Here is a 25615-nt window from a genome sequence, read left to right as displayed (position 1 = left end):
AGCTCCCGTCACGACGTCGTGAGCCATGCCCCTGCTCCGCCGGGGTGCGTCGTGGAGCGCGCAGACGGAGAGCACGGCGCACCTCGCTGTGGCGCGCGCTGGCCGCTGCCGGCCTGCTGCCCTTCGCGCTCGCCCCCCGCGGGGCAGCTGCAGCCGACTTCGAGGTCGAGTCGAGCACCGGCGTTCAGGCCTACGAGGTCGCGAGCCCCTGGGGAGCGACGAACATCGAGCGACGGCGTCTCCTGCAGACGCTGGGGCTCGCCGTCTACAACCTCCAGGGCGACTCTCTCCCAGGCGAGGCCGACTACTCGGCGACCGTGCGGCTCCGGCTGGACGCGGACTTCGGGGTGAACGGCCACCTCGAAGGCGCGCAGCAGGGCGGCGAGACCGACTACAGCGTCGCCGGCGGCTCGCGCTACATCCCGGGGCTGCGCGAGGCGCCGCTCGATCTGATGTACGCGTACGTCGAAGGCCGGAACGTCGCCAGCGGGTGGCTCGGCTTCCGCGTCGGCCGCCAGTACGTGAGCGACGTGCTCGGTTGGTGGTCGTTCGATGGCGCGCTCCTCCGCGTGACGACGCCCTACTACGTCCAGATCGAGGCCTACGGCGGGCTCGAGCAGCGCGGCGGCCTGCCGCTCTCCACATCGCGCTTCGAGCAGCAGGGGATCTGGCGCGGCAACCATCGGGGCTTCGGCGACGACCGGACGCTGCCCGGGAGCGCGGCCGACTACCCGTCCTACCAGGAGGCCCAGATCGCCCCGGCGTTCGGCGTCGCGCTGGAAAGCGCTGGTCCGAGCTTCGTCCACGGCCGGCTGACCTACCGGCGCGTCTACAACATGGGGCCCTCGATCACCCAGCAGTTCCCGGATCGCGACGGGAACGTCCAGACGACCGACGGGTCGCGCATCTCGCAGGACCGGCTCGGGTACGCGGCCGACGTCAACGTGCCGGCGATCGGCGGGCTCAAGGGCGGGGTGACCTACGACCTCTACAATCAGCTCGTCGGCTCGTTCTTCGGCGGCCTGGAGGTGTACGCGGGGAGCCGCGTCACGCTGGGCGCGGACGTCGACTACTTCGTTCCCACGTTCGACGCCGACTCGATCTGGAACTGGTTCACCCACGATCCCATCACCACGATCACCGGACGGGCGGCGGTCGACATCACCCGCGAGGTCGATGTCGCCGCCTCGGGCGGCACGCGGATGTGGATCGCCGAGGGGAACCCGGAGGAGTTCGGCGCCGGCCAGTGCCGGGAAGCGCAGCTCGGGCCGGATTGCGTCGGGACGACGACGCTCGATCCGTCGAGCGACAGCGACCTCGAGGACTACGCGCGTGATGAGGAGAACCGCGCCACGACGATCACGACCGACGTGCTCGCGAACCTCGCGGGCCGCTACCGCACGCGCACGACGTCGGTCGAGCTCCGCGGGATGCTGCAGACGGGGGAGCGCGGGCGCCGGACAGGGGCCGATCTGTCGGGGGAGAGGCGGCTGAGCGGGCAGCGCTACGCGCTCGGAGCGCGGGTGTCGCTGTACAACTGGGCGGATCCGCTCAGGCCGGACCGGGACGCGACGTCGTTCGGGTACGTCCTTGGGGCCGGGTACCGGCCGGGTGAGTTCGCAGACTTCAAGCTCGAGTGGGAGCACGACATGAACCGGCTGGTGGGCCAGCGCTTCCGCGTCGTCGGCCTCGTGAACCTGCGGGTGGCGCCGTGAGCGAGGATCGCATGGACGCAAGACAGGACGGCCGGCGCGGCGCGCGGCGGGATGACCCGAGGCTCGTCCCGGGGTGGGTCGCCATCATCGCGTGCCTGGGCGCGCTGGCGCTCGCGATCGTGGGTCCCGAGGCCGCCGCCCAGCCGAAGCCGCCGGCGACGGCCAACGACGACAGCGCGGACGCGGCGGAGGACGCCGAGGAGGGCGACGCCGAGGAGGACGCCGAGGGAGAGAAGGGCGCGCATCCGCCGCCGGGCGGGTACAGGTCGGGCCTCCACCCGATGCCCGACGACGCCGAGGTGCCGCTGGCCTGGATGCCGCCCGGGACGAGCGCGACACCGATCCCGAGCGACGAGATCTACCCCCCGCAGACGCTGACGATCCGCTTCAACCACAAGAAGCACGTCAAGGGGCTCAAGCAGACGTGCAAGTCGTGCCACGCAGGGGCCTACACGAGCGGCGCAGTGACCGACCGGCTGCTGCCGAGTCCGGCGCAGACCTGCGACAACTGCCACGACGTCGATCACTCCGACCTCACCCAGGTGAAGGCGGGAACGAACGAGAACGGACAGTGCGTCTACTGCCACATCGGCGACGACGCGGGCAGCGGCGGAAAGGTGGCGCCGCTCGTGCTGCCGCACGCGAACCTCCGGTTCCCGCACCAGAAGCACGTGAGCCGGAACATCAAGTGCAGCCAGTGCCACGGCCGGGTCGACCGGCTCGAGCTCGCCACCCGCGAGCAGCTGCCGCGCATGGCAGGCTGCTTCTCGTGCCACAACATGAGCGGCGCAGCCCAGGGCGACGCGAAGAGCGACTGCGACGTCTGCCACCTGACGCGCCCCGACGGGCGGCTCATGACCGAGTTCGCCACGGGCGATCTGCTGCCGCCCCGGTGGCTGCACAACGCGGGACACACCCCCGACTGGCTCGAGCGGCACAAGCAGGTCGCCGCGAACGACAGCGCCTTCTGCGGGACATGCCACACCACGAACTACTGCACCGACTGCCATGACGGGAAGATCCGTCCGCGCGACGTTCACCCGAACGACTTCCTCTCGATGCACGCGCAGGCGGCCCGGCAGGACAATCCGCGCTGCGTGAGCTGCCATCAGGAGCAGACGTTCTGTGCAGACTGCCACCGCCGGACGGGCGTGGCGCGCGACGCGCCGAGCGCCGCTCGGCCCTCAGGGCGCCGCTTCCATCCCCCGCCGGCGGAGTGGACAACCGCGCCGCGCAGCGCGAAGCACCACGCGTGGGAAGCAGAGCGAAACCTGAATGCGTGCGTTTCCTGCCACACCGAGCGGGACTGCGCGACCTGCCACGCGACCCGCGGGGTCTCGGGCGGGCAAGGGCTGAACCCGCATCCGCTCGGGTTCGAGAGCAAGTGCAAGACCGCGTTCTCCCGGAACCCGCGCCCGTGCCTTGTGTGCCATCAGTCGAGCGACAGCTTCCTCCAGCGTTGCCAATGAAAAGTCAAAATCGGTCAGTATATTCCTTGCCCTGGCCTTCCGGCGACGGGTATAGCGAGGTGCGCGCGGCTTCCCTAACGATCGCCGCGAACGCCAAGGAGAACGGGCGTGAAGGAGCTGATCAAGTACCTGATCGACAACCTCTATCTCGATTTCCAAGGGGAAATCACGCTGGAGACAGTGCGGGGCTTCCTCCGCGAAGACGACGGACGGGAGGCTCGCCAACTTTTGTCGAAGCTCATCGAGGAGAAAGGGGTCGACGACATGCTGATCACGCTGGCCGACTGTCTCAAGGAGCACATTCAGAGCGGGGTGAACGAGAAGATCGTCCGCGAGCAGCTCTCGCTCTACGCCGAAAGCTGAGCAGGCCGGCCCGCGCGGCGCGCATCGCTTCCCTCCCCTTCTTCCTCCACATGGCCCTCGCGACGGCCGGCTGCGACGTGGGGGAAGCCTCCTACCAGCCGATCGACGCCCCCCCTGTCCACCTGATCGAGGCGCGGGCCACAACCGGCCTCGACCAGAACTACCAGCCCGTCCGCACCCCACTCGATCCGAGCGGCGCCACCGAGGTGCTGTCGACCGCGAGCTTCGTGCTCAAGTTCGATCGCTTCCTGCTGCCCGGCTCGGTGAGCGGCGCAGTGGGGCCTGGGTCCCTGTGCGTCTCGGGCGATCTGGCCACGCAGGTCCGGACGTTCGCGGACTGCGTGAACCCGATCGCGCTGGCGCCGACGTACAACCCGGTCCAGCGCGAGGTCATCTTCCGTCAGGTCGAAGGCATGTCGGGCCTCCTCCCCGGGACCCGGTATGCGCTCACGGTCCTCGGGCCGGTGGACGAGGCGGCCGCGGCGGGCATCCGCGCGTTCGACGGCGCGCCCCTGGCCGCCAACGCGCGCATCGAGTTCACCGTCGCGGCGACCAACCCGCCCCAGGCGATGCCGGAGCGCCAGCCGAGCGGCGACTTCTACTGCCAGCGAGACCTCGAGTGCATCGGGAGGGCGCCAGAGTGCCAGGACAATCCGGACACGCCGGCGAACGACCCGGCTGATCCGGAGTGCCACACCTGCGTGAAGGGCGCAGCGAGCCTCCTCTACTCCTGCGTGCAATGCCACAGCGACGGCACCGCCGCCGCTGGGCTGAACCTGAACGTGGCGAACGTGGAACTGATGCCGGGGAAGGCGATTGTGAAGTACACGAAGTCCGACCCGCTCTACGAGACCGCGATCGGGCACGCCGCGCACCAGACCCAGATGGGTGAGCGCGCGCACGTGGGGGAGGAGACCCCGCAGCGCTTCGGCAGGGCCATGCCGCTCATCGACCCGGGAAACCCGGGGAACAGCTACCTCCTCTACAAGATGATCGTCGGGCAGAGCGCGCTCGACCCCTCCTTGCCCGCCGACCAGGCCGAGAAGCTCCGGGAGGAGACGGAGCGGCTGCGCGCCGCGTTCGTGATGGGGATGCCCATGCCGCCCCCGAAGCCAGGCCCCTTGTTCTGGTTCCACCCCCAGACGGCGAACGACCCGAACGTCACGGTGTACGTGGACGGGATGGATATCCTGTCCGCGTGGATCCTCGACGGCGCCGAGCCGCGCGATTGCTCCGTCCCGCCCCCGCCCTGACCGCGCCCCGTCACATCACCCGATTCCGTCCGCCCTTCTTCGCATGGTAGAGCCGCTCGTCGGCGCGGCGGTAGAGCTCCATGGGCGAGACGGGCGCGTCCGGCGTGATGCCGGCGACCCCGAAGCTCGCGGTGACGGCGATCTCGCCGTCCTCGAAGCGGAACGGCGTGCGCTCCACGAGCGCGCGCAGCTTCTCGGCGACGACGCGCGCGCCGTCGACGGCGAGCTCCGGGACGAGCAGCGCGAACTCCTCACCGCCGACGCGCGCGAGGACGTCGTCGCGGCGGACGTTCGCGGCGGCGAGCGCGGCCATCTGGCGGAGCACGGCGTCGCCCGTGAGGTGCCCCCGGGTGTCGTTGATGTTCTTGAAGTGATCGATGTCGAACATGATGAGCGCGAGGTGGCGATGGTAACGGCACGCGCGCGACACCTCCCGCTCGAGCGCGACCTCGAAGGAGCGCTTGTTGTGGACCTGCGTCAGCCCGTCGAAGGTCATCAGGCGGTAGATCTCTTCGTGGTACGAGAGCTCGACGTTCCCCCCCTGGATGAACTTGAAGATCGTCCGGCCGATCTTGACCTGATCGCCGTCCTTGAGGACGCGCTCGTCGACCGAGACGTCATTCACGTAGGTGCCGTTGGTCGAGCCGAGATCGCGGACGACGTAGCCCATCCCGTTCCAGGAGACGCGCGCGTGGCGGCGGCTGACCGCCTCGTCGTCGAGCGGGATATCGGTCTGTATGGCGCGCCCGCACTCGATCGCCCCGGTGCCGAGCGCGATGCGGCGCCCGAGCTCCGTGCCGTAGATCACGACCAGGCACGCGGTGCCAGGCTCCACCGGAAGCGCCGGCGGGGCGATGGACGTGCAGGTGACGAGCGTCTGCCGGTGATCGTTCTCTTGCTTCGCCACGCGGGAGGACCCAAGTACACCAGAGCCGGCGTTCCGGGGCAACGCACGTCGCGCGTCGGACATGGTAGGCTTCGACCATGAAACGCTGCGGTTTCGCGCAGATGTGTGTGGCCGCCACGGCGGCCGCCGCGCTCTCCGCTCCCTTGAGCGGGTGTGGTCAGAGCGCGCCCCCGATCGACGAGAGCGACGCCTCGCCGCCGCAGCCCGAGATCGTCTCGCGCTTCCCGGACGCCCCGCCCCTCCCGGGCGAGGCCGAGTGCAAGGTCGTCGTCCAGACGGGGATCCGCGTGACCTCCGCGCAGCACATGCCCGCGTGCACGCCCGTCCAGTACGAGACCAACCCGCCGAGCGGCGGAGATCACTGGGGCCTCTGGGCCAAGTACAAGCGCTACGAGGCCGAGGTCCCGCGGGAGCTCTACGTGCACAACCTCGAGCACGGCGCGATCGTCCTCGCCTACCGGTGCCCGCCGTCGGGCTGCGCGGAGGTGGAGGCGATGCTCGACGAGGTGCGGACCGAGGCCGCCTCGGATCCGAGATGCCTCACGCTGCCCGGAGGGCCCGAGGCGCGCCTCGTGATGACGCCCGATAGCGCGCTGGACACCCCCATCGCCGCCGCGGCCTGGGGCGCCACGTACACCGCGACGTGCCTCGACAAGCCGTCGCTCGCGCGCTTCGTGGCAGACCACTACGGCAAGGGCCCGGAAGACACGTGCAGCGACGCGTCGGCCGTCGACGTCGATCTGCCGGACGGCGGCGCGCCGAGCTGCGGTGACGTGTCGCCCGGGGAGGGCGCGGGCGACACGCCCGACGCAGCCGGCGGCGGTCCGCCGGGACCGTAACCCGGTTGACAGGTGGCTCGCAGCCCGGGAGCATTCCTGGAATGAGCGAGCCGTCGACCGTGACACCTCGGTTGGCAGAGCGCTTCCGGCTGCTGGATGTCGCGGGGTCGGGCGGGTCGGCCGAGGTCTGGAGGGCGGTCGATCAGGAGCGCGGCGGCGTGGTGGCGCTCAAGATCGAGCGACGCGACCGCGGCGCGCCCGGGGAGGAGCGCGCGGCCGCGCTGCGGGCGCTCGCCCGCGAGGCGTTGCACGCGGCGCTCGCGCTCTCGCCGCGGTTGCCGGAGCTCGTCGATGTCGGGTGGCTGTCGGCGCGCGCCGGCGTCGCGCGCGTCGAGGGCGCCCCCGGCGAGGAGCGGCGCGCGTTCGTGGCGATGCGCTGGATCGAGGGGCGCGCCGTCGCCGAGGCCGTACGCGAGCTGCCTCCGGGCGAGCGCGCGGCGCTGGCGCTCGCCGTCGCGCGCGACGCGGGCGAGGCGCTCGGCGACCTGCACGGCATCGGCCTGGCCCACGGGGATCTCAAGCCGGAGAACCTGATCCTGACGCCGGAGGGGCGGATCGGGATGATCGACCTGGGGCTCGCCTGCTCGATCCACGAGACCGCCGTGGAAGGGGCGACGCTCAGGTACCTCGCGCGCCGCGACGCGGAGCTCGGGGACGCGCGGGCGAGGGACCTGCTCGCGCTGGGGACGCTGCTCGCCGAGATCGCGCTCCCCAGCGTGGAGGCCGCGGACGATCCCATCGGGGCGGCGCGCGCCGCGGTGGCCGCGGAGAGCGCCGCCGGGCCCACGCTCGACGCGATCTGCAGGGCCCTCCTGTCGCCCTGCCCCACGGCGCGGCCGTCCTCGGCGTGGGTCACCGAGTCGGCCCGCGCCGCGCTCGCCGGCGCGCAGCCGGCGCGCGATCCGCTCGCCGGGAGATCGGCGCGGCGCGCGGGCGACGATCCCGGGACGCCGGGCGCGGAGCGCGATCGGCAGGACCGCGACGCGCGCCGCGTGCGCGCCGCCTACCTGCGCCTGCGGCGACACGAGCTCGAGACGGCGCCCGGGGTGCGCGACGACGTGGCCTCCTGGCTCGCGGACGCGTTCGCGGTGGTCCAGCGGGCGCGCGCGCTCTCCAGCGCGGGCGACGGCACGGCGCGCGCGGGCTCGCCGCAGGGCGAGGCAGCGTGGCTGGGGCGGCTCGGCCCGGACCGCGTCGCGCGGTGGCTCACCGCGCTCGTGGGGACGAGCGCCGCGGCGTGGCCGATGAGGACCCTCGCGGCGGCGCCGGAGCGCGCGCTGGCGGACGCGCTCGTCGCCCTGGCGCGGCAGATCCCGCCGCGGGCCTGGACGTTCGCGGACGTCGAGGCGGCCGCGCTGGGGGACGGCGCGCGACGGCGGGCGACCGCGGCGACGCGCGACCGCGGCGCCGCCGCGGCGCAGGCCATGGGCGCGGCGGAGGCGGCGGAGCTGGCGCTCGCGATCGCGCGGGTGCCGCCGGATCCGCTCGCGATCGAGGCGATCGAGCAGCGCGACGACGCGCCCGCCAGCCTGGTCGTCGCCGCGGCGAACGCGCTCCGGCTGCACGGCGATCTCGGTCGCGCGCGGAGCCTGATGCTGCGCGCGTCCGTGCGGGACGCGACGGAGGCCGCGGCGCTCGCCGCGGAGATCCTGCGGCGCGCCGGGGATCGCGCCCTCGCCGAGGAGCGCGCCCGCGCCGCCATCGACGCCGGCGCAGACCCGGAGGGGCGCGCGGCCGCGGTGCTCGCGCGCATCGCGATCGACGCGGGGACGCTGGACGCGGCCGAGGCGCTCGCCGGGGAGGCGGTCACCGCGCCCCTCTGCGAGGTGCGCGCGCTGATCGCGGTGCTGCGCGGCGACGCCGCGCGGGCGCTGTCCGAGGTGGCGCGCGGCGAGGCGCTCGCGGGCTCCGTCGAGGAGCTCGCGCGGATGGCCGCGGTGCGCGGCTATGCGTGGCACGCGAGCGATCCGGAGCGCGCGCACGCGTCGTTCAGCGCCGCGGTCGACTACGCCGTCCGCGCCGGGGCCGTGGTCGAGGAGGCGACCTACCGGACCGGCGAGGCGGCGGCGGCGGTGGATCTCGGCGATCTCGACGGCGCGATCGCGACATCGACCCGCGCGGCGCTGCTCTGGGAGCACCTCGGCCGGCCAGCCCAGGGGGCGCGCGCGCTGCTCGCGTGCGCGGCCGCCTACGCCACCGCGGGCCTCGCGCACGAGACCCGCCAGATGGCCGAAGACGCCATCGCCCGGGCGCGCGACGCGGGCGACACGAAGGCGGAGGCCTACGCGCTCTGGGCGATCGCGGACGTGGCCGCCACGCGCGGGGGCGGCGTTGCGAGCGCGGAGGTCGGCTCGCGGCTCGACGCGCGCGCGGCGGCGGAGCGCGCCGCGGCGCTCCTCGCCGGTGGCTCGGCGGACGACGCGCTCCGGGCGGCCGCGCGGCGCCTGCGCCACGGCGCGGGCGAGCTCGATGGCGCCCGCGTCGAGGAGCTCGACGAGCTCGCGAGCGGCCCGGACCTCGCCGCGGCTTCGCGGCTCGACTGGTGGGGGGCGCGCGCGGCGCGCGCCGCGGACGACGTCGGCGACCCGCCCCCCGAGGACAACGGACAGGGCGGCGCGGCGCGCTCGGCGACCCACGGCGGCCGCAGCGATCGCGTCCTCGCCGCGCTCGCCTCGCTCGCGGGCGCCCGCGCGCCGATCGCGTCGCGCGGCCCGGCGCTCGCCGCGGCGCACGCGCTCGCGGTCCAGACCGGGCAGACGGACGTCGCGCACCGGGTGCTCGCAGCGCTCACCGAGGCCGCGCGCGAGCTCTGCAGGCGCAACGCGGACGCGGGCTCGGAAGGGGCCTCCTCCGCCTCGCCGGGGCTCTCCGGCGCGGTCCGGTCGCTGCCGTGGGTCGCCCGCGCGCGGGCGCTGCCGGAGAGCGGCCTCGGCCCCGAGCAGGCGCGCGATCTGGAGGCGCTCGTCGGCGCGCTCGGCGAACGCGAGCGGCTCACGCCGCTGCTCGATCGGGTCGTCGACGCGCTCGTGCTGTGGACGGGGGTCGAGCGGGGGCTCCTGCTCATGCGCGCCCCGAACGGGCGCCTCGTCCCGCGGGCCGCGCGCAACCTGGCGCGCTCCCGCCTCGGCGCGGAGCAGCTCGCGCTGTCGCAGACGCTCGCGCGCCGCGCGCTGGAGGCGCGCGAGCCGGTGGTCGCCGTCGACGCCGCTGGGGAGCTGCCGAGCGTGCACCGCAGCGTGCACGCGCTGAAGCTCCGGAGCGTGCTGGCCGTGCCGCTCATCGCGCGCGGCGAGGCGCTCGGCGTCGTCTACCTCGACGATCGCGTTCGCCGCGGCGCGTTCGGGGCGCAGGAGCTCCGGTGGGCGCGCACCATCGCGTCGGTCGCGGCGCTGGCGATCGCCGACGCGCGCACCCAGGTGCAGCTGCGCCGCGCCGTTCGCCGCGCGGAGCGCGCGTCGTCGCGGCTCGCCGAGGAGCTCGCGCGCCGCGAGGCGGAGCTCGACGCGGCGGCGATCGAGCTCGCCAGGGCGCGTGGGGGCCGGGACACGCGCTACCGGTACGACGCCATCATCGGCGAGAGCGAGCCCGTGCACGCGATGCTGCGCCTCGTCGACCGCGTGACCGCGTCCGAGGTGCCGGTGCTCGTCTGCGGCGAGTCCGGCAGCGGCAAGGAGCTCGTGGCGCGGGCCATCCACCACAACGGCCCGCGCGCGGCGCACCCGTTCGTGGGCGAGAACTGCGGCGCGATCCCCGAGGGGCTGCTCGAGTCGGCGCTCTTCGGGCACGTGCGCGGCGCGTTCACGGGCGCGGATCGGCCGCGCGCCGGGCTCTTCGAGGTGGCGGACCGGGGGACGCTGTTCCTCGACGAGATCGGCGAGATGAGCCTCGCCATGCAGACGAAGCTGCTGCGCGTCCTCGAGGACGGCCTCGTGCGGCCGCTCGGCTCGGAGCGGACGCGCAAGGTCGACGTGCGCGTCATCGCCGCGACCCACCGCGATCTGGAGGCGCTGGTCCGCGCCCGCGCCTTCCGCGAGGATCTCTTCTACCGGCTGAACATCATCACGATCCGGGTGCCGCCGCTGCGCGAGCGCGCCACCGACGTGCCGCTCATCGTCCAGCACCTCGTCTCCAAGCACGGCCGCGGACCGGTCCGGGTCACGCGCGGAGCGATGGAGCGGCTCTCGGCCTACGGGTGGCCCGGCAACGTGCGCCAGCTGGAGAACGAGATCCGGCGGGCGATCGTGCTCTGCGATGGAACCATCGATCGGGAGCACCTGTCGCCCGAGATCGCGCAGGGCGGCGGCGCGGCGCCGCGCGAGCTCGGCCTCAACGTCCGCGGGAGGATCGACGCGCTGGAGACGGAGCTCGTGCGCGACGCGCTGGAGCGCACGCGCGGGAACCAGACGCAGGCGGCCAAGCTGCTCGGGCTGTCGAGGTTCGGCCTGCAGAAGATGATCAAGCGGCTCGCGATCGAGGCGTGAGGCGAGCCCGAGCGCGTCACCGCTGCTTCACGAGGGCGCCGGCGTCGCGCAGGATCGCGGGGATCCCCTCGTTGTTCGCCTCGTAGTAGCCACGGATCACGCCTTCCTGGTCGACGAGCACCAGGCGCTCGCCATGGAAGATGCTGAAGAGGCCAGGGCTCGACTCCGTCTTTCCCATCGCGATCTTGAAGCCCTTGATGATCGTCGACTCTATCTGATCGAGAGGGCCTGTCAGGAACGTCCAGCGATCGAGCGGGAGCTTCTGCGACGCCGCGTAGGCCGCGAGCACCTCCGGCGTGTCGTTCTCCGGGTCGACGGTGAACGTCACGAGGTGCAGCGCGTCACCGAGATCGCGCCCTCGCTGGTCGATCTCCTTCATGCGCTGCGTGAGCTTGGGACAGACCGTCGGGCAGGTCGTGAAGATGAAGTCGGCGATCCACACCCGGCCCCGGAGCTGCTCCAGGCCGAACCGCTGGCCCCGCTGATCCGTCAGCTCGAAGGCCGGCAGGGGGATGCGGATCGCGGGCGGCTCCGCGGCGTGGCCACGGATCGCGCGGCCGACGAGGAAGGGCACGACGAGCCCGACCAGCGCGACGAGCGCGATCCAGAAGAGCGGCCTGCCGGTGAGCGCCCCGCGCCGAGGTGCCGGCGCGGGGCCGCGGCCTTCCGGAAGCAGCTCGTCGGTCGGTTCCGCGGTCGGAGGAGCGCCGTTCGCCGGGCGCGTCGGCTCCATTGAAACCATCCGAGGACGCTTAAGGGCCGGTCCCTGGCGCGTCAAGGCGGCGAGGCGCCGCTCAGGCGCCGATCATCAGCGCGGCGAAGAGGAGCACCAGATACACCATCGAGGCGAAGAAGACCCGTCGTGCCCAGGGGGCGCCGGTGCCCGGCCGGAGACCGCTGACGCCGAGCCCGAAGAAGGCAGCGCCGAGCAGGACCGCGGCGCCGAGGTAAACGGGGCCCGCCGCGCCGAGCGGGAAGAGGAGCACCGAGGCCAGCACGAGCAGCGCGAGATAGCCGACGATGTGGAGCCGCGTTGTGCGATCTCCCTTCTCCAGGGGCAGCACCTTGAGCCCCGCGCGCCGGTACTCGTCCTGACGGAAGAGCGCAATCGCCAGGAAATGCGGGATCTGCCAGAGAAACATGACCGCGAAGAGCATGAAGCCGGGCGCATCGATCTGCCCGGTGACGCTCGTCCACCCGAGCAGCGGCGGGATGGCGCCGGGGATCGCCCCGATCGGCAGCGAGAGCGTCGTCCTGCGCTTGAGCGGGGTGTAGACGAGCACGTAGCTGAGCAGCGCCAGCGCGGCGAGCGCGCCCGTGACGGCGTTCACCCCGACGAACAGCAGCAGAAGCGACGTGGCCGAGAGCGCGATCCCGAACCAGAGCGCCACCTCCGGCGCGAGCCGCCGCGCCGGCAAGGGGCGGCTCCGCGTCCGCTCCATCAGCCGATCGGTGTCGCGCTCGATGTACATGTTGAGCACATTGGCGCCCGACACGACGAGGACCGTCCCGAGCAGCGCCAGCGCGAGCTGGGTCGCAGGCACGGCCGCGCGGTCGATCGCCTGTCCGCCCAGCCCGGCGCGGAGGTAGCGGCTCGCCACCCACATGCCGCCGAGCATCGTGGCGGCCACCATCCTCGTGATGCGCGGCTTGGTGAGGCTCACGAGATCGGCCGCTACCTTGAGCAGCGGGCGCGCGCTCGTGGGAAGCGCGCAGTCGTCGCCTTCAGAAGGCTCGGCCTGGCGGATGTAAGGGACCGGGGCCCGCTCCGCGGCCGGCTCGACGCTCATGGTCACGCGCGCACCTCGCCGCCGTGACCGGCGCTCGCGCCGCGTGCCCGCGCGACATCTCCAGAGACCCTTGTAGGCGGGATAGCCAGGCCGGAAAACGACGTCATCGCCTGAGCGCGGGTGGCGGGGGAGAACAGCATCTGGGCCGGGACACTAGCGCGCGCAACGCGGCTCGGGGAGTCGAGTTCGTCCGTTGTCGCCGCTTCCCTTTAGGGCACGAGTCGCCGTGCGGCAACCGTCACGGCGCGCCCGTCCGCCTACTTCTTCGCGTCGAGCGAGCTTCTTCGCGTCGAGCGCGGCAGGGAGGGTCGTTTCTCCGCGCGGCTCGCCGCCGGCCGGGCGACCCCGGGCGCGCCGCCGCCTGCGGCAGGCGCCGCCAGGGACCTCACCAAAGGCCCTTGAGCTCGTCCTTGTTTTCCGCCGGCTCAGGCTCGGTGCCGGCGTACGTGAACGTGACCTGGGCGGGCTTGTCGTCCGCGACCGTGACGTCGGCCGTCTTCAGCCCATAGCGGGAGTGCCACGCCTCGAGCTTGTACTTGCCGGCCGGGACCTTCTCGATCGTGAAGGAGCCGTCATCACCGCTCACGGCAAAGAACGGGTGTTCCGTCACCACGACAAAGCCGCGCATCCACGGGTGAATGTCGCAGGTGAGCTTGATGATGCCGTCGTTCCACGTCTTCGTGAGCGGATCGGCGCCCCTCGGCTGCGCCTGGTTGAACAGCGTCTCAGAGCCCTTGTAGGAGTGCACGTTGTGCAGCGTCCGGTCGCTGTTCTTGATGTCGACCTGCTGCCCGGAGACCACGCCCAGGATGCGCGGCTCATACATGCAGTCCTTCTGGTCGACCACGGCGTGGGTGTCGGGCGCCTTCCAGCTGCCCTGCACGCCCCCGACTGCGATGCGGACGAAGGTGTCCTTGAGCTTGCCGTCGTTGACGACGACGGCGTTGTACACGACGTCCTTGTCCTGGCAGATCGGGGCGTCCTTGCGCGCGGCCGGGACCTTCATCTCGACCGGCTTGCCGGTGAGCTTGACGACCCCCTGGATCGTCCCCTTGCCCTCGGGCGCGGCCGGCGCGGCCGCCTGTCCCGTCGCCTTCGGCGCTTCAGCCGCCTGCGGCGCCGCGCTGGGCTCCTCGGCCGAGGCCGCCGGCGCGACGGCCGTGGACGTCGCCGCCGTGCCGCCGGCGGGCCTCGCGGGCTCCTCGGGGCACCCGGCGCCGAGCGTCAGCGCGACGAGCGCGAGAGCGGACAGCGAGACGAGATCGCGACGATGCATGAGGACTCTCCCGTGCCCCACGGCGCGCCTCGCGAGCCTGGGTCGCGCCCCGCGGGGCCCGGTGAAGGAGAGACCGGCGGGACCGGATGGCTCCCGCACCGTCCCGGCGGCGAGCAGCAGGTGGAACGCTGCGCGCGGATCGCCCGCGCGGCGAGGGCGTGCTTAACGAGTGTCGTCGCTCGCGTCAACCTGACGCGTCCCCGGTGATGTCCGGTTTTCCGGCGCCCGGGAGGCGCTCGAGGTGCCCTCGCGCTCGGTCGCGAGCACGGCCGCCCAGAAGCCGCGCTCGTCGCGCGCGGCGAGCGCGACGCAGAGGGCGGCGATCAGCAGCGACAGCGCGTTGAGCGGCACCTCGGGGGCGCTGCGCGCGACGAGCAGCAGCGCGAGCGCGCCGCCCAGGACCGGCAGCCGCGGCGGCGCGATGAGCGCGAGCGCGACGACCACCACCGAGAGCGCGCCGACGAACAGCTGCATCGAGAGCGGCACGACCGGAGCGGGGCGCGTGAGCAGCCGATCGAGCGCGCGGCGGAGGAGCACCTCGAGCATCGACGCATCGTCGGCGGCGCCCGCGAGCGCCGCGCGGGTGACGAGCAGCGACAAGGCGAGCGCCGCGAGCGAGAGCGGGCTGACGAGGCGCGGCCGCGGCTCCTCGGCGTCGCGCGGCCGCGGCGGCTCGGCGTCGCGCGGCCGCGCCTCGCGGCGCGCGCCGAGCGCGACCGTCGCCACGAGGACGGCCAGCGCGTCGAGCGCGAACGCGGCCGTCGCCACGGAGCTCGTCGCGCCGGCGAGCGCCTTCGAACCGCGGTCGTTCGCCCAGACGGCGAGGAGGACGCCGGTGAGCCGCACGAGCGCGGAGGCGCCGACGAGCCCGAGCGCGGCCGCGACCGGCCGCATGAACGGGACGCGGAGCGCCTCCCAGGCGCTGCCGAGCGCGAGGATCGCCGCGCTCACGCCGATCAGCGCGGCGGAGAGATCGGGCACGCGCTGCGCGGTGGCGTGCAGGACGACGAGGATGACGAAGCTGCCCGCGACGATCGCGGCGATCCGCAGCGCGTACGGGACGCGGCTCCGCACGAGCGCGCCGATCAGCGCCATCGCGATCACGATCGCGCCGATCGCGAAGAGCTGCGATGCGCCGGCGCCGGCGAGCTCGACCGCGTGCGCGGCGCGCTCGATGCCCACCGCCAGGCCGACCATCGCGGGCGCGAGCATGCGGCCGAGGATCATCGCGAGCAGGGCGAGCACGGCGAGCGGCCGGATCAGCCGGAGCACGGGCAGGCCGGCGAGCGGCGGGCGCTCGGCGGCGGACGACCGGCGTTCGGCGGGCGGCGCGTCGCCGCCGTCCTCGCGACGGGGCGAGGCGGCGGCGTCCGGTGCGGCGGAGGGAGGAGGGGCTTCGGGGGGAAGATCGATGTTGAGGAGCATGAAGAAGAGCGCCCGTCGCTCAGCCCTTGTCCCAGGGGCGGGGGGCGTCGAGATCGGTGAAGACCGCGGCGGTCGCCGAGGCGTCGATCAGGTCCTGCATCCGCTGACCGCCGGCCTCCTCGACGATGCGGTCGTCGTACTCATCGGCGAGCACCGACAGATCCCGGAGGGCGACCAGGATCTCGTCGGCGTCGAGCGTCTCGCCGCCGAGGAGCGTGTGAACGATGACCACACACGAGCCCTGCGCGACGTAGCCGAAGGCGCCGAAGCGGATGCGCGCGTTCAGGCGGAGCAGCTTCATCGCGAGATCCGGCGTCATCTCGACGCCGCGGGCGAGCTGCGCGACGAGGCGCACGAGCGCGCGATCCGGCGCCCAGGGCAGGACATGAAGGTACACGTACGCGGTCCCCTGGCGGACGACGTAGAACTGCGGCTCGATCCGGGTGAACGCCGGGGAATCCGCGAGCGCCGCCTCGATGCGCGCGATGGTCACTTGAACGGCCGCGTCGGAATCCTTCGACATGCCGCCGAGAATACATCGCCGCGGTCCCTGTGCAGAGCCGGGACCTAACGCCGGAGCGGGAGCAGCGGTCCAGGCGGCGCTCGCATCTGCTCGTCGCCCGGGACGGGCCGCGGCGCCCTGCGCACCGGCGCCGGCTCGACCGGGGCGGCACCGGACGGCGCCTTCAGCAGGAAGGGCCGCGCGTTGCGGGTGGAGCACGCGTCGTACGGATCCCGGTGGAACTCCCAGTGCAGGTACACGTTGCCGTCGGGTGAGACGATCGCGTCCGGCGCCTTTCCGAACGGTGACGCGCGGTGCACCGAGTTGAGCGCGACCATGTCGAACGCCGTCATCCCGCTCGGCCTCGTGACCCCGAGGCGCACGATGCTGCCGCTGTCCTTGTTCAGCACGATCTCCAGGTGCGTCACCCGGTTCTGGTTGAACGCGTGCCCCGAGTGCAGGCTCTCGAGCGACGCCAGGAACTCCTCGGCGAAGATCGGGTGGAGCCGGTTGTGGATCATGTTGATGTACGTCGCGAACGGCACCCGCGCGGCGTTGAGGGACGTCTGGTTGCCAGGCTTGACCGAGGGGTCGTAGTTCTCGATCGCGGCGCGCCACTTCTTCCACTTGTCCGTCGTCTCCCACGAGCCCCGGTGCGCGCTCTTGCGGGACGCGCCGTCCGAAGCCCGTTCCGCCCTGAGCTTCTCGTTGCCCACGGCCGCCTGCACACCGGCCATGTTCAGGTTGAGGTTGGGCCCGCCGGGGAGCCCTGGAGCGCCGAGGCCGATCGAGCCGACGCGGACCGGGCTCTGGTAGGGCTGCGGCGTCGCCTTCTTTCCGGCGACGCGGCTCTTGCCGTCGCCGCCCGGGTTCGCCGGGTTGAGGGTGTAGCCCGCGCTCGGGTTGTCGACGACCTCGGGCGACGCCGGCCCGGAGCCGCCCGCAGCGCCCCTCTCCGGCGCCAGCATGCCGGGGGGCGCCTGCGCCACGCGGCCGCCGCCGCTCGCGCCCGGAACGCTCGCGGGCGGCGCCGCCCGAGAGGCCTGCGCTGCCTGCGCCGGGGACGCCGGGCTGTGGTGCTCCGCGCTCTCGCTGTCGGAGCTCCTCTCGCCGGGCGCGTTCTTCTCGTTGCCGGCGCGCTCCTCGCTGTGGCCGCTGTGATCGTGGTCGCTGTCGCCGACCATGTCCTTCGGCCCCCTCGGGCCGGTCGGGCTCCCGGGCGTCGGCGTGGGATCGTCCTGATCCTTCGAGCGGATCTGCGCCATGGTCTCCTCGGCGACCTTGTTGGCGTCGTCCGCGATCCGGTTCGCCTCGGGGTTGTCCTCCTGGTCCTTCTCGACGTGCTGGCGGACGGCGATCCGCCGATCCGCCGGCGGCAGCGGCGGCGGCGGCACCGGCTGGACCGGCACGACCTTAGCCACCTCTTCCTTGGGCGGCTTCGGCGGCGCGGGCGGAGGCGCCTTCGCCTGGCGCGGCGGCTCCGGCTTGGGCGGCTTCTTCTTCTCCGCCTTGGCCGGCTCGGGCTCCTGCTGCGGATCGGTCGGCGCGTCCTTGTCCGGATCGCCTTCCGGCGATCGCTCCGGCGGCGCGAGCGGGGCGGGAGGCGGCGTCGTCGCCATGCCGTCGGTCAGCACCTCGAACGTCGTATCGCCCGGACGGAGGCCCTCCCGCACCGCGTGGACCATCCGGCGGAGCTGCGCCCGATCCTCGATGACCTGCGCCACCTCGACCGCGCCCCCGCCGCCCGCCATGTGCGCCACGATCGCCGCGCAGATCCACAGGGCGAGCGGGATGTGGACGTCGCGCGACATGGTGCTCAGCGCCTCCGCGCTGCAGAGGCCGCACCGCGCGAGGAGGCGCAGCCGGAACAGCAGCGAACGACGGTCACCGGTGGCACCTCCAGACTCCGCGAGAACGACCTGCTCGAACAGTACGTCGATGCGCCAATCGCACCCCGGAAGCGCCTCGAACCTAGCATCCGGGGATCAGCACAGCAACGGTCGCCGCGCGCCGAGCCCTCGCTTCCGCCGCGACCGCCGCGTCCGCCGCGTCCGCCGCGCGCCACGTGAAGCGCGCGGCCCGCTGGGAGGAGCCCTGGGCCGCGGGATCGAGGCGGCGCGTTCGAGCCGCCGCCGGCCGTCGACGCGGCGCCCTCGCCGGCGCTGCGATCAGAGCTTGTTGATCGCGTCCCAGTGATCGGCGATCTCCTGCGCGGTCCAGACAGCGCCCTCGTCCTTGAACTTTCCGGGGCTCTGAACGACCTTGTAAATGTACATCTGCGCACCGGCGACGGCGAGGACATTGCCCGTCCGGTCGGCGCACAGGTTGGACGCGAGGAACAGCGCCGCGGGCGCGACGTGCGCCGGCGTGAGGGTGTCGCCGGCCGACTGGAACATGGGCAGATCCTCGGTCATGCGGGTCTTGGCGATGGGCGCGACCGCATTGACGGTGATCCGTTGCTTCTGCAGCTCGATCGCGGCGGTGCGGGTGAGCCCGTAGATGCCGGCCTTGGCCGCCGCGTAGTTGGCCTGTCCGAAGTTGCCGAGCATCCCCGAGACGCTCGTGGTGTTGACGATCCGCCCTCCATCGCCCTGCGCGACCATCTGCTTCGCGGCGGCCTGCGTGCACAGGAACGTCCCCTTCAGGTGAACGGTGATGACGGCGTCCCACATCCCCTCATCCATCTTGAGGAGCGTCTTGTCGCGGAGGATTCCCGCGTTGTTCACAAGGATGTCGACCCTGCCGAACGCGTCGACGGCGGTCTTCACGATCCTCGCCGCGCCCTCGGGGGTCGCCACGTTGTCGAAGCTCGGCGCGGCCTGCCCGCCCGCGGCCCGGATCTCCTCGGTGACCTGCGCCGCCAATGCGTCGCTCGATCCCGATCCGTCGCGCGCGCCGCCGAGGTCGTTGACGACGACCTTCGCGCCCTCCCGGGCGAAGAGCAGCGCTTCCTCGCGGCCGATCCCGCCGCCGGCTCCCGTGATGATCGCGACCTTTCCGTCGAGCAAGCCCATCGCAGATTCCTCCTGATCCGCGCGCCGGCGCGCCGCGCCGGGCCGTTTTCGGGCGGAGCTTCGCACAGCGGGCCGCGATCCGGGCGCAGATTCGTGCGTGCCAGCGGGCGCACGCTCGTCTGCCTGCCCGCGCGCGCTGCCCGCGCGGGCAGGCAGACCCTCCCGGCCGCGTCCGCGCGCGCTCGCCGCCCGCGCGAACGCGGCTTCTTTGCCCGATCGCGCGCGGCGATGATAACGCCGCGTTCGATGCAACTGCCCAGCCGCCTTTCCACGTCGACCCTGGGAGACCTGCTCGGCGCGCTGCACCGCGAGAGGACCACCGGGCTCCTGGAGCTCTGCGAGCTCAGGACGCCGAGCGGCTCCACGGTGCCCGGTCGCCAGCACCGGATCCAGCTCTTCTCCGGCCTGGTGACGGCCGTCGAGACGCCGCTCCGGGTGCCCCGCCTCGGCGAGATCCTCGCGCGGGAGGGCTCGGCGCCGGAGCCGTCGATCCAGCGGCTCGCCGCGCTCGTCGCCGCGCACCGGGGGCGCCGGACCGGCGAGGTGCTCGTGGCCGCGGGGCTCATCCCGGAGAGCGCGGTCGAGCGCGCGCTCCAGATCCAGCTCCGCGCCCGCCTCGAGGCGCTCTTCGCCATCGAGGAGGCGACCATCTGCTTCCACACGGCGAGGCCGCTCGCCGGGTCGCTCCGGCAGACCGGCCCGCTCGCGCCGAGCGATTTCCTCCACGGCCGCCCGCGCGCGCGGGACCGTCACCGGCGCGTCGCGGGCGCCGCGCGCGGCGCACCGTCGAGCGCGCCCCCGCGCGGCGCACCGTCGAGCGCGCCCCCGCGCGCCGTCCGGCTGGACGAGCCGCGCCGCCGGGCGCTCGAGGTGCTCGGTCTGCGCGAGGGCGCGACCGAGGCCGAGATCCGCCGCACCTTCCGCCGCATGGCCGCGGTGCTGCACCCCGACCGCGGCGCCGCGCAGCCCGGCGAGCGCGCCCAGCGCACCGCGCAGTTCGCCGAGCTCTCGGCCGCCTACCACCTGCTCGTCGCCTGATCGCTAGACCCTGCCCACCAGGCGCTCGACAAGGAACGACGCCACGGTGATCGGCTTCGTGCCGGGGCCGAAGCCGGCGTCGAAGCCGAGCTCGACGGCGAGGTTGTGGTCGATGCGCGGGCCGCCGAGGAGCAGGATCACCTTGTCCCGGAAGCCCTGGCGCGTCGCCAGTTCGACGAGGGCCGCCGCGTTCTCCTTGTGGCAGTTCCGCTGCGTGATCACCTGCGACACAAGGATGGCGTCGGCGCCGAGCGCCTTGGCCTTCTCGCAGAGCTCGGCGTTCTCGACCTGCGCGCCGAGGTTGTGGGCGTCGATGCACTTGAAGCTCTCGAGGCCCTTCTCTCCGGCAAAGCCCTTGTAGTTCAGGATCGCGTCGATACCCACGGTGTGCGCGTCGCTGCCGGTGCAGGCGCCCACGACGACGATCTTGCGACCGAGCTTCTTCGCCTGTTCCTCGATCTGGTCGCGCGTGAGCGGCTGGGCCGCGAGCTCCTCCACCTCGATGTCCGAGGTGTCGACCCCGTGCTGGGAGTGGCCGTAGACGACGAAATAGGTGTGCTCCCGGCTGGCCTGCTCCATGGCCGTGACCAGCGGCTCGCGCAGGCCGTGCGCCTCGGCGAAGCGCTTCGCCACCTCGCGCGCCCGGTCGCCCGGCAGGATGCGGAGGGTGAACGACATCTGGACCATCCCGTCGCCCTCGCGATCTCCATACGCACGCAGGATGTTTCGCTGTGTCATGCTCACCTCGGTCTGAAGGGGCGGAAGGAGCCGATCCCCCATCGACAGTAGCGCCGGGCGGCCTCTCGTGGCTAGAGCCATCGCGCGACGGAGAGCGATCACAGAGGCACGCGAGGCCAGGAAGAATGCCTTTTGAAGACGTCAGTGAGCTCGCTTTCGGAAGGGATTCCCGTCCGACTCCGGGACAGGCGCCGGTCCAGCGCGGCGCTCGGAAGAGAGGGAGATGAACCGCCAAGACGCCAGGGATGCCAGGAGAACCGGAGATCTCTTTTCCTGGCGCTTCTTGGCACGCTGGCGTCTTGCCAGCTTTCCTTCCGTTCCCGTCGTTCCGGCGCGTCAGCGCTGGAGGGCCGGGCGGCCTACGACCGCTCCAGCACCTCGAGGATCGGATTCAGGTAGTCCGGGTGGCGGGCCACCACCCCCGAGTACCCCTTCCCTCCCGTGCGCGCGCGCTTGACGTCGCCGAACGCGCCGCGCCCGATCGCGTCCCAGAGGGTCTCCCGCTCGACCTCGCGCAGGAGCGCGTGCGCCTTGTCGAGGACCTCGCGGGCGCGCGACTCGACGATGCCGCCCGGCTTCCACTGGATCTCATCGCCGAGGTGCCGCGCCGCCGTGAAGATGTAACGGGCGCTCTTCAGCGAGAGGTACCGGTCCATGAGCAGCGGCGTGTGAACGGCCTCGCTGAACATCCCGAGCAGCGCGATCGACTGGCCCGTCGTGATCCCGACCAGGTTGAACATCGCGTCGTGGACGTGGCTGTGGAAGATGTCGCCTGTCTTGAACTTCGTGGGCGGCATCCACTTGATCGGGTGCCGATCGAAGATCTGCCGGACGAGCTGGGCCTGGGCGAGCTCGAAGAGGAGGCTGTCCTCGAGCCAGGGGTTGATCTCGAAGGCGTGGCCGAGGCCCATCAGCTCCTCACGGAGGCCCGCGCGCCGGGCGAACGCCTCGTTGATGAACTGCGACGCGAGCACCGTATGGGCCTTCTCGACGGCGTCGGCGGTCGTGAGGTAGTTGTCCTCTCCCGTGTTGATGACGATGCCGCTCCGCGCGATGATCCTGCGGGAGAAGTACTGATCGATGAACGTCCGCTGCATGTTGATGTCGCGGAACAGGATCCCGTACATCGCGTCGTTGAGCAGCATGTCGAGCCGCTCGACCGCCGCCATCCAGGCGATCTCGCTCATGCACAGGCCGGACGAGTAGTTCGTCTGCGCGAGGTAGGTGCCTGTGTCGCGGGTCGCCTCGTCGGCGGCGCGGCGGATGATCCTGAAGTTCTCCTGGGTCGCGTACGTGCCGCCGTACCCCTCGGTGGTCGGCCCCTCCGGGACGTAGTCGAGGAGCGACTGGGCGGTCGCGCGGATCACGGCGACGATGTCGGCGCCGGCGAAGCCGGCGGCCTTGGCCTGGACGGCGTCGTCGTAGATGTTGCCGGTCGCGACGATGACGTACTTGAGCGGCGCTGTGCCGACCCGGTGCGCCGCCTTGTTGGCCTCGCGCTCGTCGCGGGCGCTGTCGATCCGGGCGATCGCCTCCCGCGTCGCCGCCTCGATCGCGCCGCGCGCCTCGGCCGCGGACGGACCCGGGCCGAAGTCGGCCGCCTCGCTGAACGCCAGCATCTCGGCGGCCTCCTGCACCGAGGCGGCGCCCTCGCAAAGCGCCCGGCCGAGGTGGTACGCGACCCCGCGGCCGACCTGCCCCACCTTGTGGATGCGGTCGACGAGCGCGTTGGCGAGCGGCGTCCCCTCCGCGTCGGCGCCGACCACGCCGTAGGCGCGGGCCACGGTGCGCTCGACGCCGACCGTGGTGTGGCGGTCGATGAAGCGCTGCACGTCGTCGGCGATGTCGGCGGCAAACGCGCGGCACGCCTCCACCTTTTCCTGCTCCACGGGGACAGTCGTCATGGATTTCTCCGGGGCAGGCGGTCTTAGCGCACTCTCACCGCGACCGGTACTCCGGCGCGGGATCCGCAGCGGAGCAGCCGACCGCGGGCGGCGCGGCGGCGGCGCGCGACCACGGCGCTGGCGGCGGCGCACGGCAGCGCGCGGCGCGCGGTCCCGCACGTGCGCGGCGCGACGGGCGGCGCTAGACGGGGGGTCATGGGCAAGCTCATCCTGCTCTTCACGGCGGTCCCGATCCTGGAGCTCTGGCTGCTCCTGTCGATCGGCGATGTCATCGGCTTCTGGCCAACGGTGGCGATCGCGCTCGGAACGGCCGTCCTCGGGGCAGCGCTCGCGAAGCGCGAGGGGCTCAAGGTGCTCGCCTCCTGGCGGGGCGCGATGGCCGAGGGCCGCGTCCCGGACGAGGGGCTCACCGGAGGGCTGCTCGTGCTCCTCGGCGCGGCGCTGCTCGTCACGCCGGGGGTGCTGACCGATGTGGCCGGGCTCCTGCTCCTGGTCCCGCCCGTGCGCCGACGGCTCGCCGCGGCCGTGCGCGAGCGGTTCGAGCGGCGGGTGGCCGCGGCGAGCGCCGCCGGCCTCGGCGGGGACGGCCCGGGCAACGGGGCGTTCTTCACCATGAGGGTCATCGACTTCGGCGGCGGGCCGTTCGGCGGGCGCACCGCGCAGCGCCCCGGCGCGTCCCGCGAGCGACCGGCGTGGCCGGCGTCAGGCCCGGTCATCGACGTCGAGGCGGAGGTGACCGAGGACGACGAGCGCGGCGGGCCGGCGCAGCAGACGCGACGACTGCCCCGCTGACATCCCGGTGACATCTGTGTTTCGGCGAGCCCATGCGCGCTCGCCCGCGCCCCCCGGGCACCAACGACTCTCGCGCTCGACGCCTGAACACCCGCGTGAGGGGCCGGCGAAACACGCGAGCAACAACGCGAGCAACAACGCAAGATGATGATTCACGCGCGGGCTGCATGAATGAAACGATAAAGAAACACAGGATATTGTAGGCTCCTGAACGTCGTCGGCGTGGTCCGACATCTCAGGAGAGGCGAGATGAAGATCTGAACCCGCACAACGTGACGCGACAACGCACAAGTAACCAACGCAGCAACCCCCTATGCTAGATCCAACTCGACACGCGATCCCATCGAACGAACCGCGCCGCTCGGATAGCGGCACGAAGAACGGCTCTGGTACGACGTCCAGCCCTGAACAGCAGCGCCGCGCTCGCCTGGGCGCGCCTCGCGCGGCGATGAGCCAGCGGTCGCACGGCGCGCCCTCGCGGAGGGTGCAGCGATGAGGCTCATCCGAACCATGGCCGGCTGGCTGCTCGGGCACATCGATCCAAGGGAGCCGCTCGGCAGCTCGCTCATCAACGCGATCTCCCGGCTCCCCATCCACCTCGCCGCGGACGCCGTGTGCCTCCGAAGGAACGCGGACTCTGGCGCGCTCGAGGTGCTCTTGACCCGGCGAGGAGCGTCGGAGTCGGGCCCAGGACAGTGGTGCTGCCCCGGGAGCGTCCTGTCGCCGGGCGAGCAGCCCGAGCAGGTCCTCCACCGGGTCGGGATGACGATCTCCGATTTCACGTTCGTCGGCGACTACTTCTCGGCCGCCGCGCGCGGCTGGATGCTCTCCCGGGTCCACCAGGCGAAGCTCGCCGAGGTCCCGGCCACCGGCGCCTGGTGGCCCGTCGAGCAGCTGCCGAACAACATGGTGCCCAAGCATCGGGAGCAGGTCATCCCGATGGCGATCAAGGCCTTCCACGCCCAGCGCGCGAAGCTCGCGCAGAAGGTCGCCCCCGCGCCGCTCACGTGAGCCGCGCGCCGCGGGGCGCTCGCCGGCGCCGGCCGCGCGATCGGGCCCCGCGCCCCGCGGGCCCTTTACGCGACGCCGCGCTGACGCCACCCAGCGTACGCCAAGCGCATCTCCTCGGCGTATTCCGTCCTGGTGAGCAGTCCACCCCAGCAGATGGCGACCGGCCACGGCGATGTAGAGCCCGCACACACCGGTGAAGGAACCGTGGGGGGTCCGCGCCGACCGTCCGCTCTGGGCGCGCGCAGCCGGCCACTAGGGTTCGCGCGCCGCTTGGGCTATTCTGCGGGGTACGGCTGCGGATCCCGGCGGCGGCGCTCTCCGCGGGTGATTCCGCAGGAACATGGAATCCATGACGGTCGACAAGACAGCTCTCATCGTGGGAGGAACGGGCCTGGTCGGCGGCCACTGCCTGCGCCTCCTCGTGCAGCAGCCCGCGTACGCGCGGGTCGTCGCCCTGCTACGCCGCCCGGCCCCGATCGAGGATCCGCGGCTCTCCCAGCGCATCGTCGACTTCGAGCAGCTGGACGGCGCGGACTTCGCCGGCGTGACCGACGTGTTCTGTGCGCTCGGGACGACCATCGCCAAGGCCGGCTCCGAAGAGGCCTTCTACCAGATCGACTATCGTTACCCGATCACCGTCGCCAGGCTCGCCGAGAAGGCGGGGGTGAAGCAGCTCATCCTGGTCTCCTCCGTGGGCGCCGATCCGCGCTCGACAAGCTTCTACCTGCGCGTGAAGGGCGAGCTCGAGCAGGAGCTCTCGGCCGCGAGCTTCGCGTCGGTCCACGTCCTGCGCCCGAGCCTGCTCCTCGGAGAGCGGGGCGAGGTCAGGAGGGGCGAGGCCATCGGCGTCGCGGCGGCGCAGACGCTCCGGTTCACGATGAAGGGCGGCCTCCGCAGGTACCGCCCGATCGACGCGAGGACCGTCGCCGGCGCGATGGTCGCGGCCGCGCTCCAGGGGAACCCCGGCCGCCACGTCTATCACTTCGACGACATGGAAACGCTCGCCAAGGGCATCGGCGTCGTCCAGGCCTGATCGACCGGCCCGCAGGGCGGCCCCCGCGCCGCCATGGCGCCGCCACCGCCGGCGCGACGCAAGCG

20 protein-coding genes are annotated in these 25615 nt (G+C 72.7%); 10 read left to right on the top strand and 10 right to left on the bottom strand.

Annotated features, from left to right (window positions below):
* Positions 1–44 precede the first annotated feature (44 nt).
* From WMF36_RS15230 to WMF36_RS15215, 4 genes are all read left to right on the top strand, one after another.
* Complete coding sequence (locus WMF36_RS15230; RefSeq protein ID WP_437580332.1) at positions 45–1715, top strand: hypothetical protein; 1671 nt, start codon at positions 45–47, stop codon at positions 1713–1715.
* Positions 1716–1726: 11 nt separating this feature from the next.
* Positions 1727–3184 carry a cytochrome c3 family protein gene (locus tag WMF36_RS15225; protein WP_437580331.1) on the top strand — a complete coding sequence of 486 codons (1458 nt, stop codon included), beginning with the start codon at positions 1727–1729 and terminating at the stop codon, positions 3182–3184.
* Between the two features lie 108 nt (positions 3185–3292).
* On the top strand, positions 3293–3547 hold the full coding sequence (locus tag WMF36_RS15220; protein WP_437491070.1) for a hypothetical protein: 255 nt from the start codon (positions 3293–3295) through the stop codon (positions 3545–3547).
* Positions 3548–3597: 50 nt separating this feature from the next.
* Positions 3598–4800, top strand: a complete 1203-nt coding sequence (locus WMF36_RS15215) for an Ig-like domain-containing protein (protein ID WP_437580330.1) — start codon at positions 3598–3600, stop codon at positions 4798–4800.
* Between the two features lie 10 nt (positions 4801–4810).
* Here WMF36_RS15215 and WMF36_RS15210 read toward each other — a convergent pair whose 3' ends face one another.
* Positions 4811–5707 carry a diguanylate cyclase gene (locus WMF36_RS15210; RefSeq protein WP_437580329.1) on the bottom strand — a complete coding sequence of 299 codons (897 nt, stop codon included), beginning with the start codon at positions 5705–5707 and terminating at the stop codon, positions 4811–4813.
* 77 nt (positions 5708–5784) lie between these two features.
* Here WMF36_RS15210 and WMF36_RS15205 point away from each other — a divergent pair, with 77 nt between their 5' ends.
* Entirely contained in the window at positions 5785–6546 is a 762-nt protein-coding gene (locus WMF36_RS15205) for a DUF3105 domain-containing protein (RefSeq protein ID WP_437580328.1), read from the top strand.
* Between the two features lie 41 nt (positions 6547–6587).
* Positions 6588–11027 (top strand): sigma 54-interacting transcriptional regulator, encoded by a 4440-nt coding sequence (locus WMF36_RS15200; RefSeq protein WP_437580327.1) that lies wholly within the window; start codon positions 6588–6590, stop codon positions 11025–11027.
* A 16-nt stretch (positions 11028–11043) separates the two neighbouring features.
* On the opposite strand, the gene WMF36_RS15195 is transcribed toward WMF36_RS15200, so the two are convergent.
* The 7 genes from WMF36_RS15195 to WMF36_RS15165 all read right to left on the bottom strand — a co-directional run bounded on the left by WMF36_RS15195 (position 11044) and on the right by WMF36_RS15165 (position 19034).
* The gene (locus WMF36_RS15195) at positions 11044–11760 is read right to left on the bottom strand and encodes an SCO family protein (RefSeq protein WP_437580326.1); all 717 of its coding nucleotides are present in this window, start codon (positions 11758–11760) and stop codon (positions 11044–11046) included.
* Positions 11761–11821: 61 nt separating this feature from the next.
* A complete protein-coding gene (gene cyoE, locus WMF36_RS15190; RefSeq protein ID WP_437580325.1) occupies positions 11822–12817 on the bottom strand; it encodes a heme o synthase in 996 nt (331 codons plus the stop codon).
* A 385-nt stretch (positions 12818–13202) separates the two neighbouring features.
* Positions 13203–14093 carry a carboxypeptidase regulatory-like domain-containing protein gene (locus WMF36_RS15185; protein WP_437580324.1) on the bottom strand — a complete coding sequence of 297 codons (891 nt, stop codon included), beginning with the start codon at positions 14091–14093 and terminating at the stop codon, positions 13203–13205.
* Positions 14094–14255: 162 nt separating this feature from the next.
* Positions 14256–15518, bottom strand: a complete 1263-nt coding sequence (locus tag WMF36_RS15180) for a hypothetical protein (RefSeq protein ID WP_437580323.1) — start codon at positions 15516–15518, stop codon at positions 14256–14258.
* A gap of 19 nt (positions 15519–15537) precedes the next feature.
* Entirely contained in the window at positions 15538–16041 is a 504-nt protein-coding gene (locus tag WMF36_RS15175; protein WP_437580322.1) for a T3SS (YopN, CesT) and YbjN peptide-binding chaperone 1, read from the bottom strand.
* Between the two features lie 44 nt (positions 16042–16085).
* Positions 16086–17831 carry a hypothetical protein gene (locus WMF36_RS15170; RefSeq protein ID WP_437580321.1) on the bottom strand — a complete coding sequence of 582 codons (1746 nt, stop codon included), beginning with the start codon at positions 17829–17831 and terminating at the stop codon, positions 16086–16088.
* A gap of 357 nt (positions 17832–18188) precedes the next feature.
* Positions 18189–19034, bottom strand: a complete 846-nt coding sequence (locus tag WMF36_RS15165; protein WP_437580320.1) for an SDR family NAD(P)-dependent oxidoreductase — start codon at positions 19032–19034, stop codon at positions 18189–18191.
* Between the two features lie 246 nt (positions 19035–19280).
* Between WMF36_RS15165 and WMF36_RS15160 the strand changes: the two genes are divergently transcribed.
* Positions 19281–20072, top strand: a complete 792-nt coding sequence (locus WMF36_RS15160; RefSeq protein WP_437580319.1) for a J domain-containing protein — start codon at positions 19281–19283, stop codon at positions 20070–20072.
* Positions 20073–20075: 3 nt separating this feature from the next.
* Here the strand turns inward: WMF36_RS15160 and WMF36_RS15155 are convergent, their stop codons facing one another.
* Both WMF36_RS15155 and WMF36_RS15150 read right to left on the bottom strand, forming a co-directional pair.
* Complete coding sequence (locus tag WMF36_RS15155) at positions 20076–20810, bottom strand: OAM dimerization domain-containing protein (RefSeq protein ID WP_437580318.1); 735 nt, start codon at positions 20808–20810, stop codon at positions 20076–20078.
* A gap of 359 nt (positions 20811–21169) precedes the next feature.
* Positions 21170–22714 (bottom strand): lysine 5,6-aminomutase subunit alpha, encoded by a 1545-nt coding sequence (locus tag WMF36_RS15150; protein ID WP_437580317.1) that lies wholly within the window; start codon positions 22712–22714, stop codon positions 21170–21172.
* A 195-nt stretch (positions 22715–22909) separates the two neighbouring features.
* On the opposite strand from WMF36_RS15150, the gene WMF36_RS15145 reads away from it, so the two are divergent.
* The 3 genes from WMF36_RS15145 (at position 22910) to WMF36_RS15135 (ending at position 25550) form a co-directional block, all read left to right on the top strand.
* Positions 22910–23506: an FxsA family protein gene (locus WMF36_RS15145; RefSeq protein ID WP_437580316.1), complete on the top strand. Its 597-nt coding sequence runs from the start codon at positions 22910–22912 to the stop codon at positions 23504–23506.
* A gap of 492 nt (positions 23507–23998) precedes the next feature.
* Positions 23999–24517, top strand: a complete 519-nt coding sequence (locus WMF36_RS15140; RefSeq protein WP_437580315.1) for an NUDIX hydrolase — start codon at positions 23999–24001, stop codon at positions 24515–24517.
* Positions 24518–24857: 340 nt separating this feature from the next.
* Positions 24858–25550 (top strand): oxidoreductase, encoded by a 693-nt coding sequence (locus WMF36_RS15135; RefSeq protein ID WP_437580314.1) that lies wholly within the window; start codon positions 24858–24860, stop codon positions 25548–25550.
* Positions 25551–25615 lie beyond the last annotated feature (65 nt).

It is taken from the genome of Sorangium sp. So ce887, from assembly GCF_051521455.1.
In the GTDB taxonomy this organism is placed as follows: Bacteria; Myxococcota_A; Polyangia; order Polyangiales; family Polyangiaceae; genus Sorangium.
Note: the sequence above shows the minus strand (reverse complement) of the source record. Positions and strands in the feature narration are given on the sequence as shown.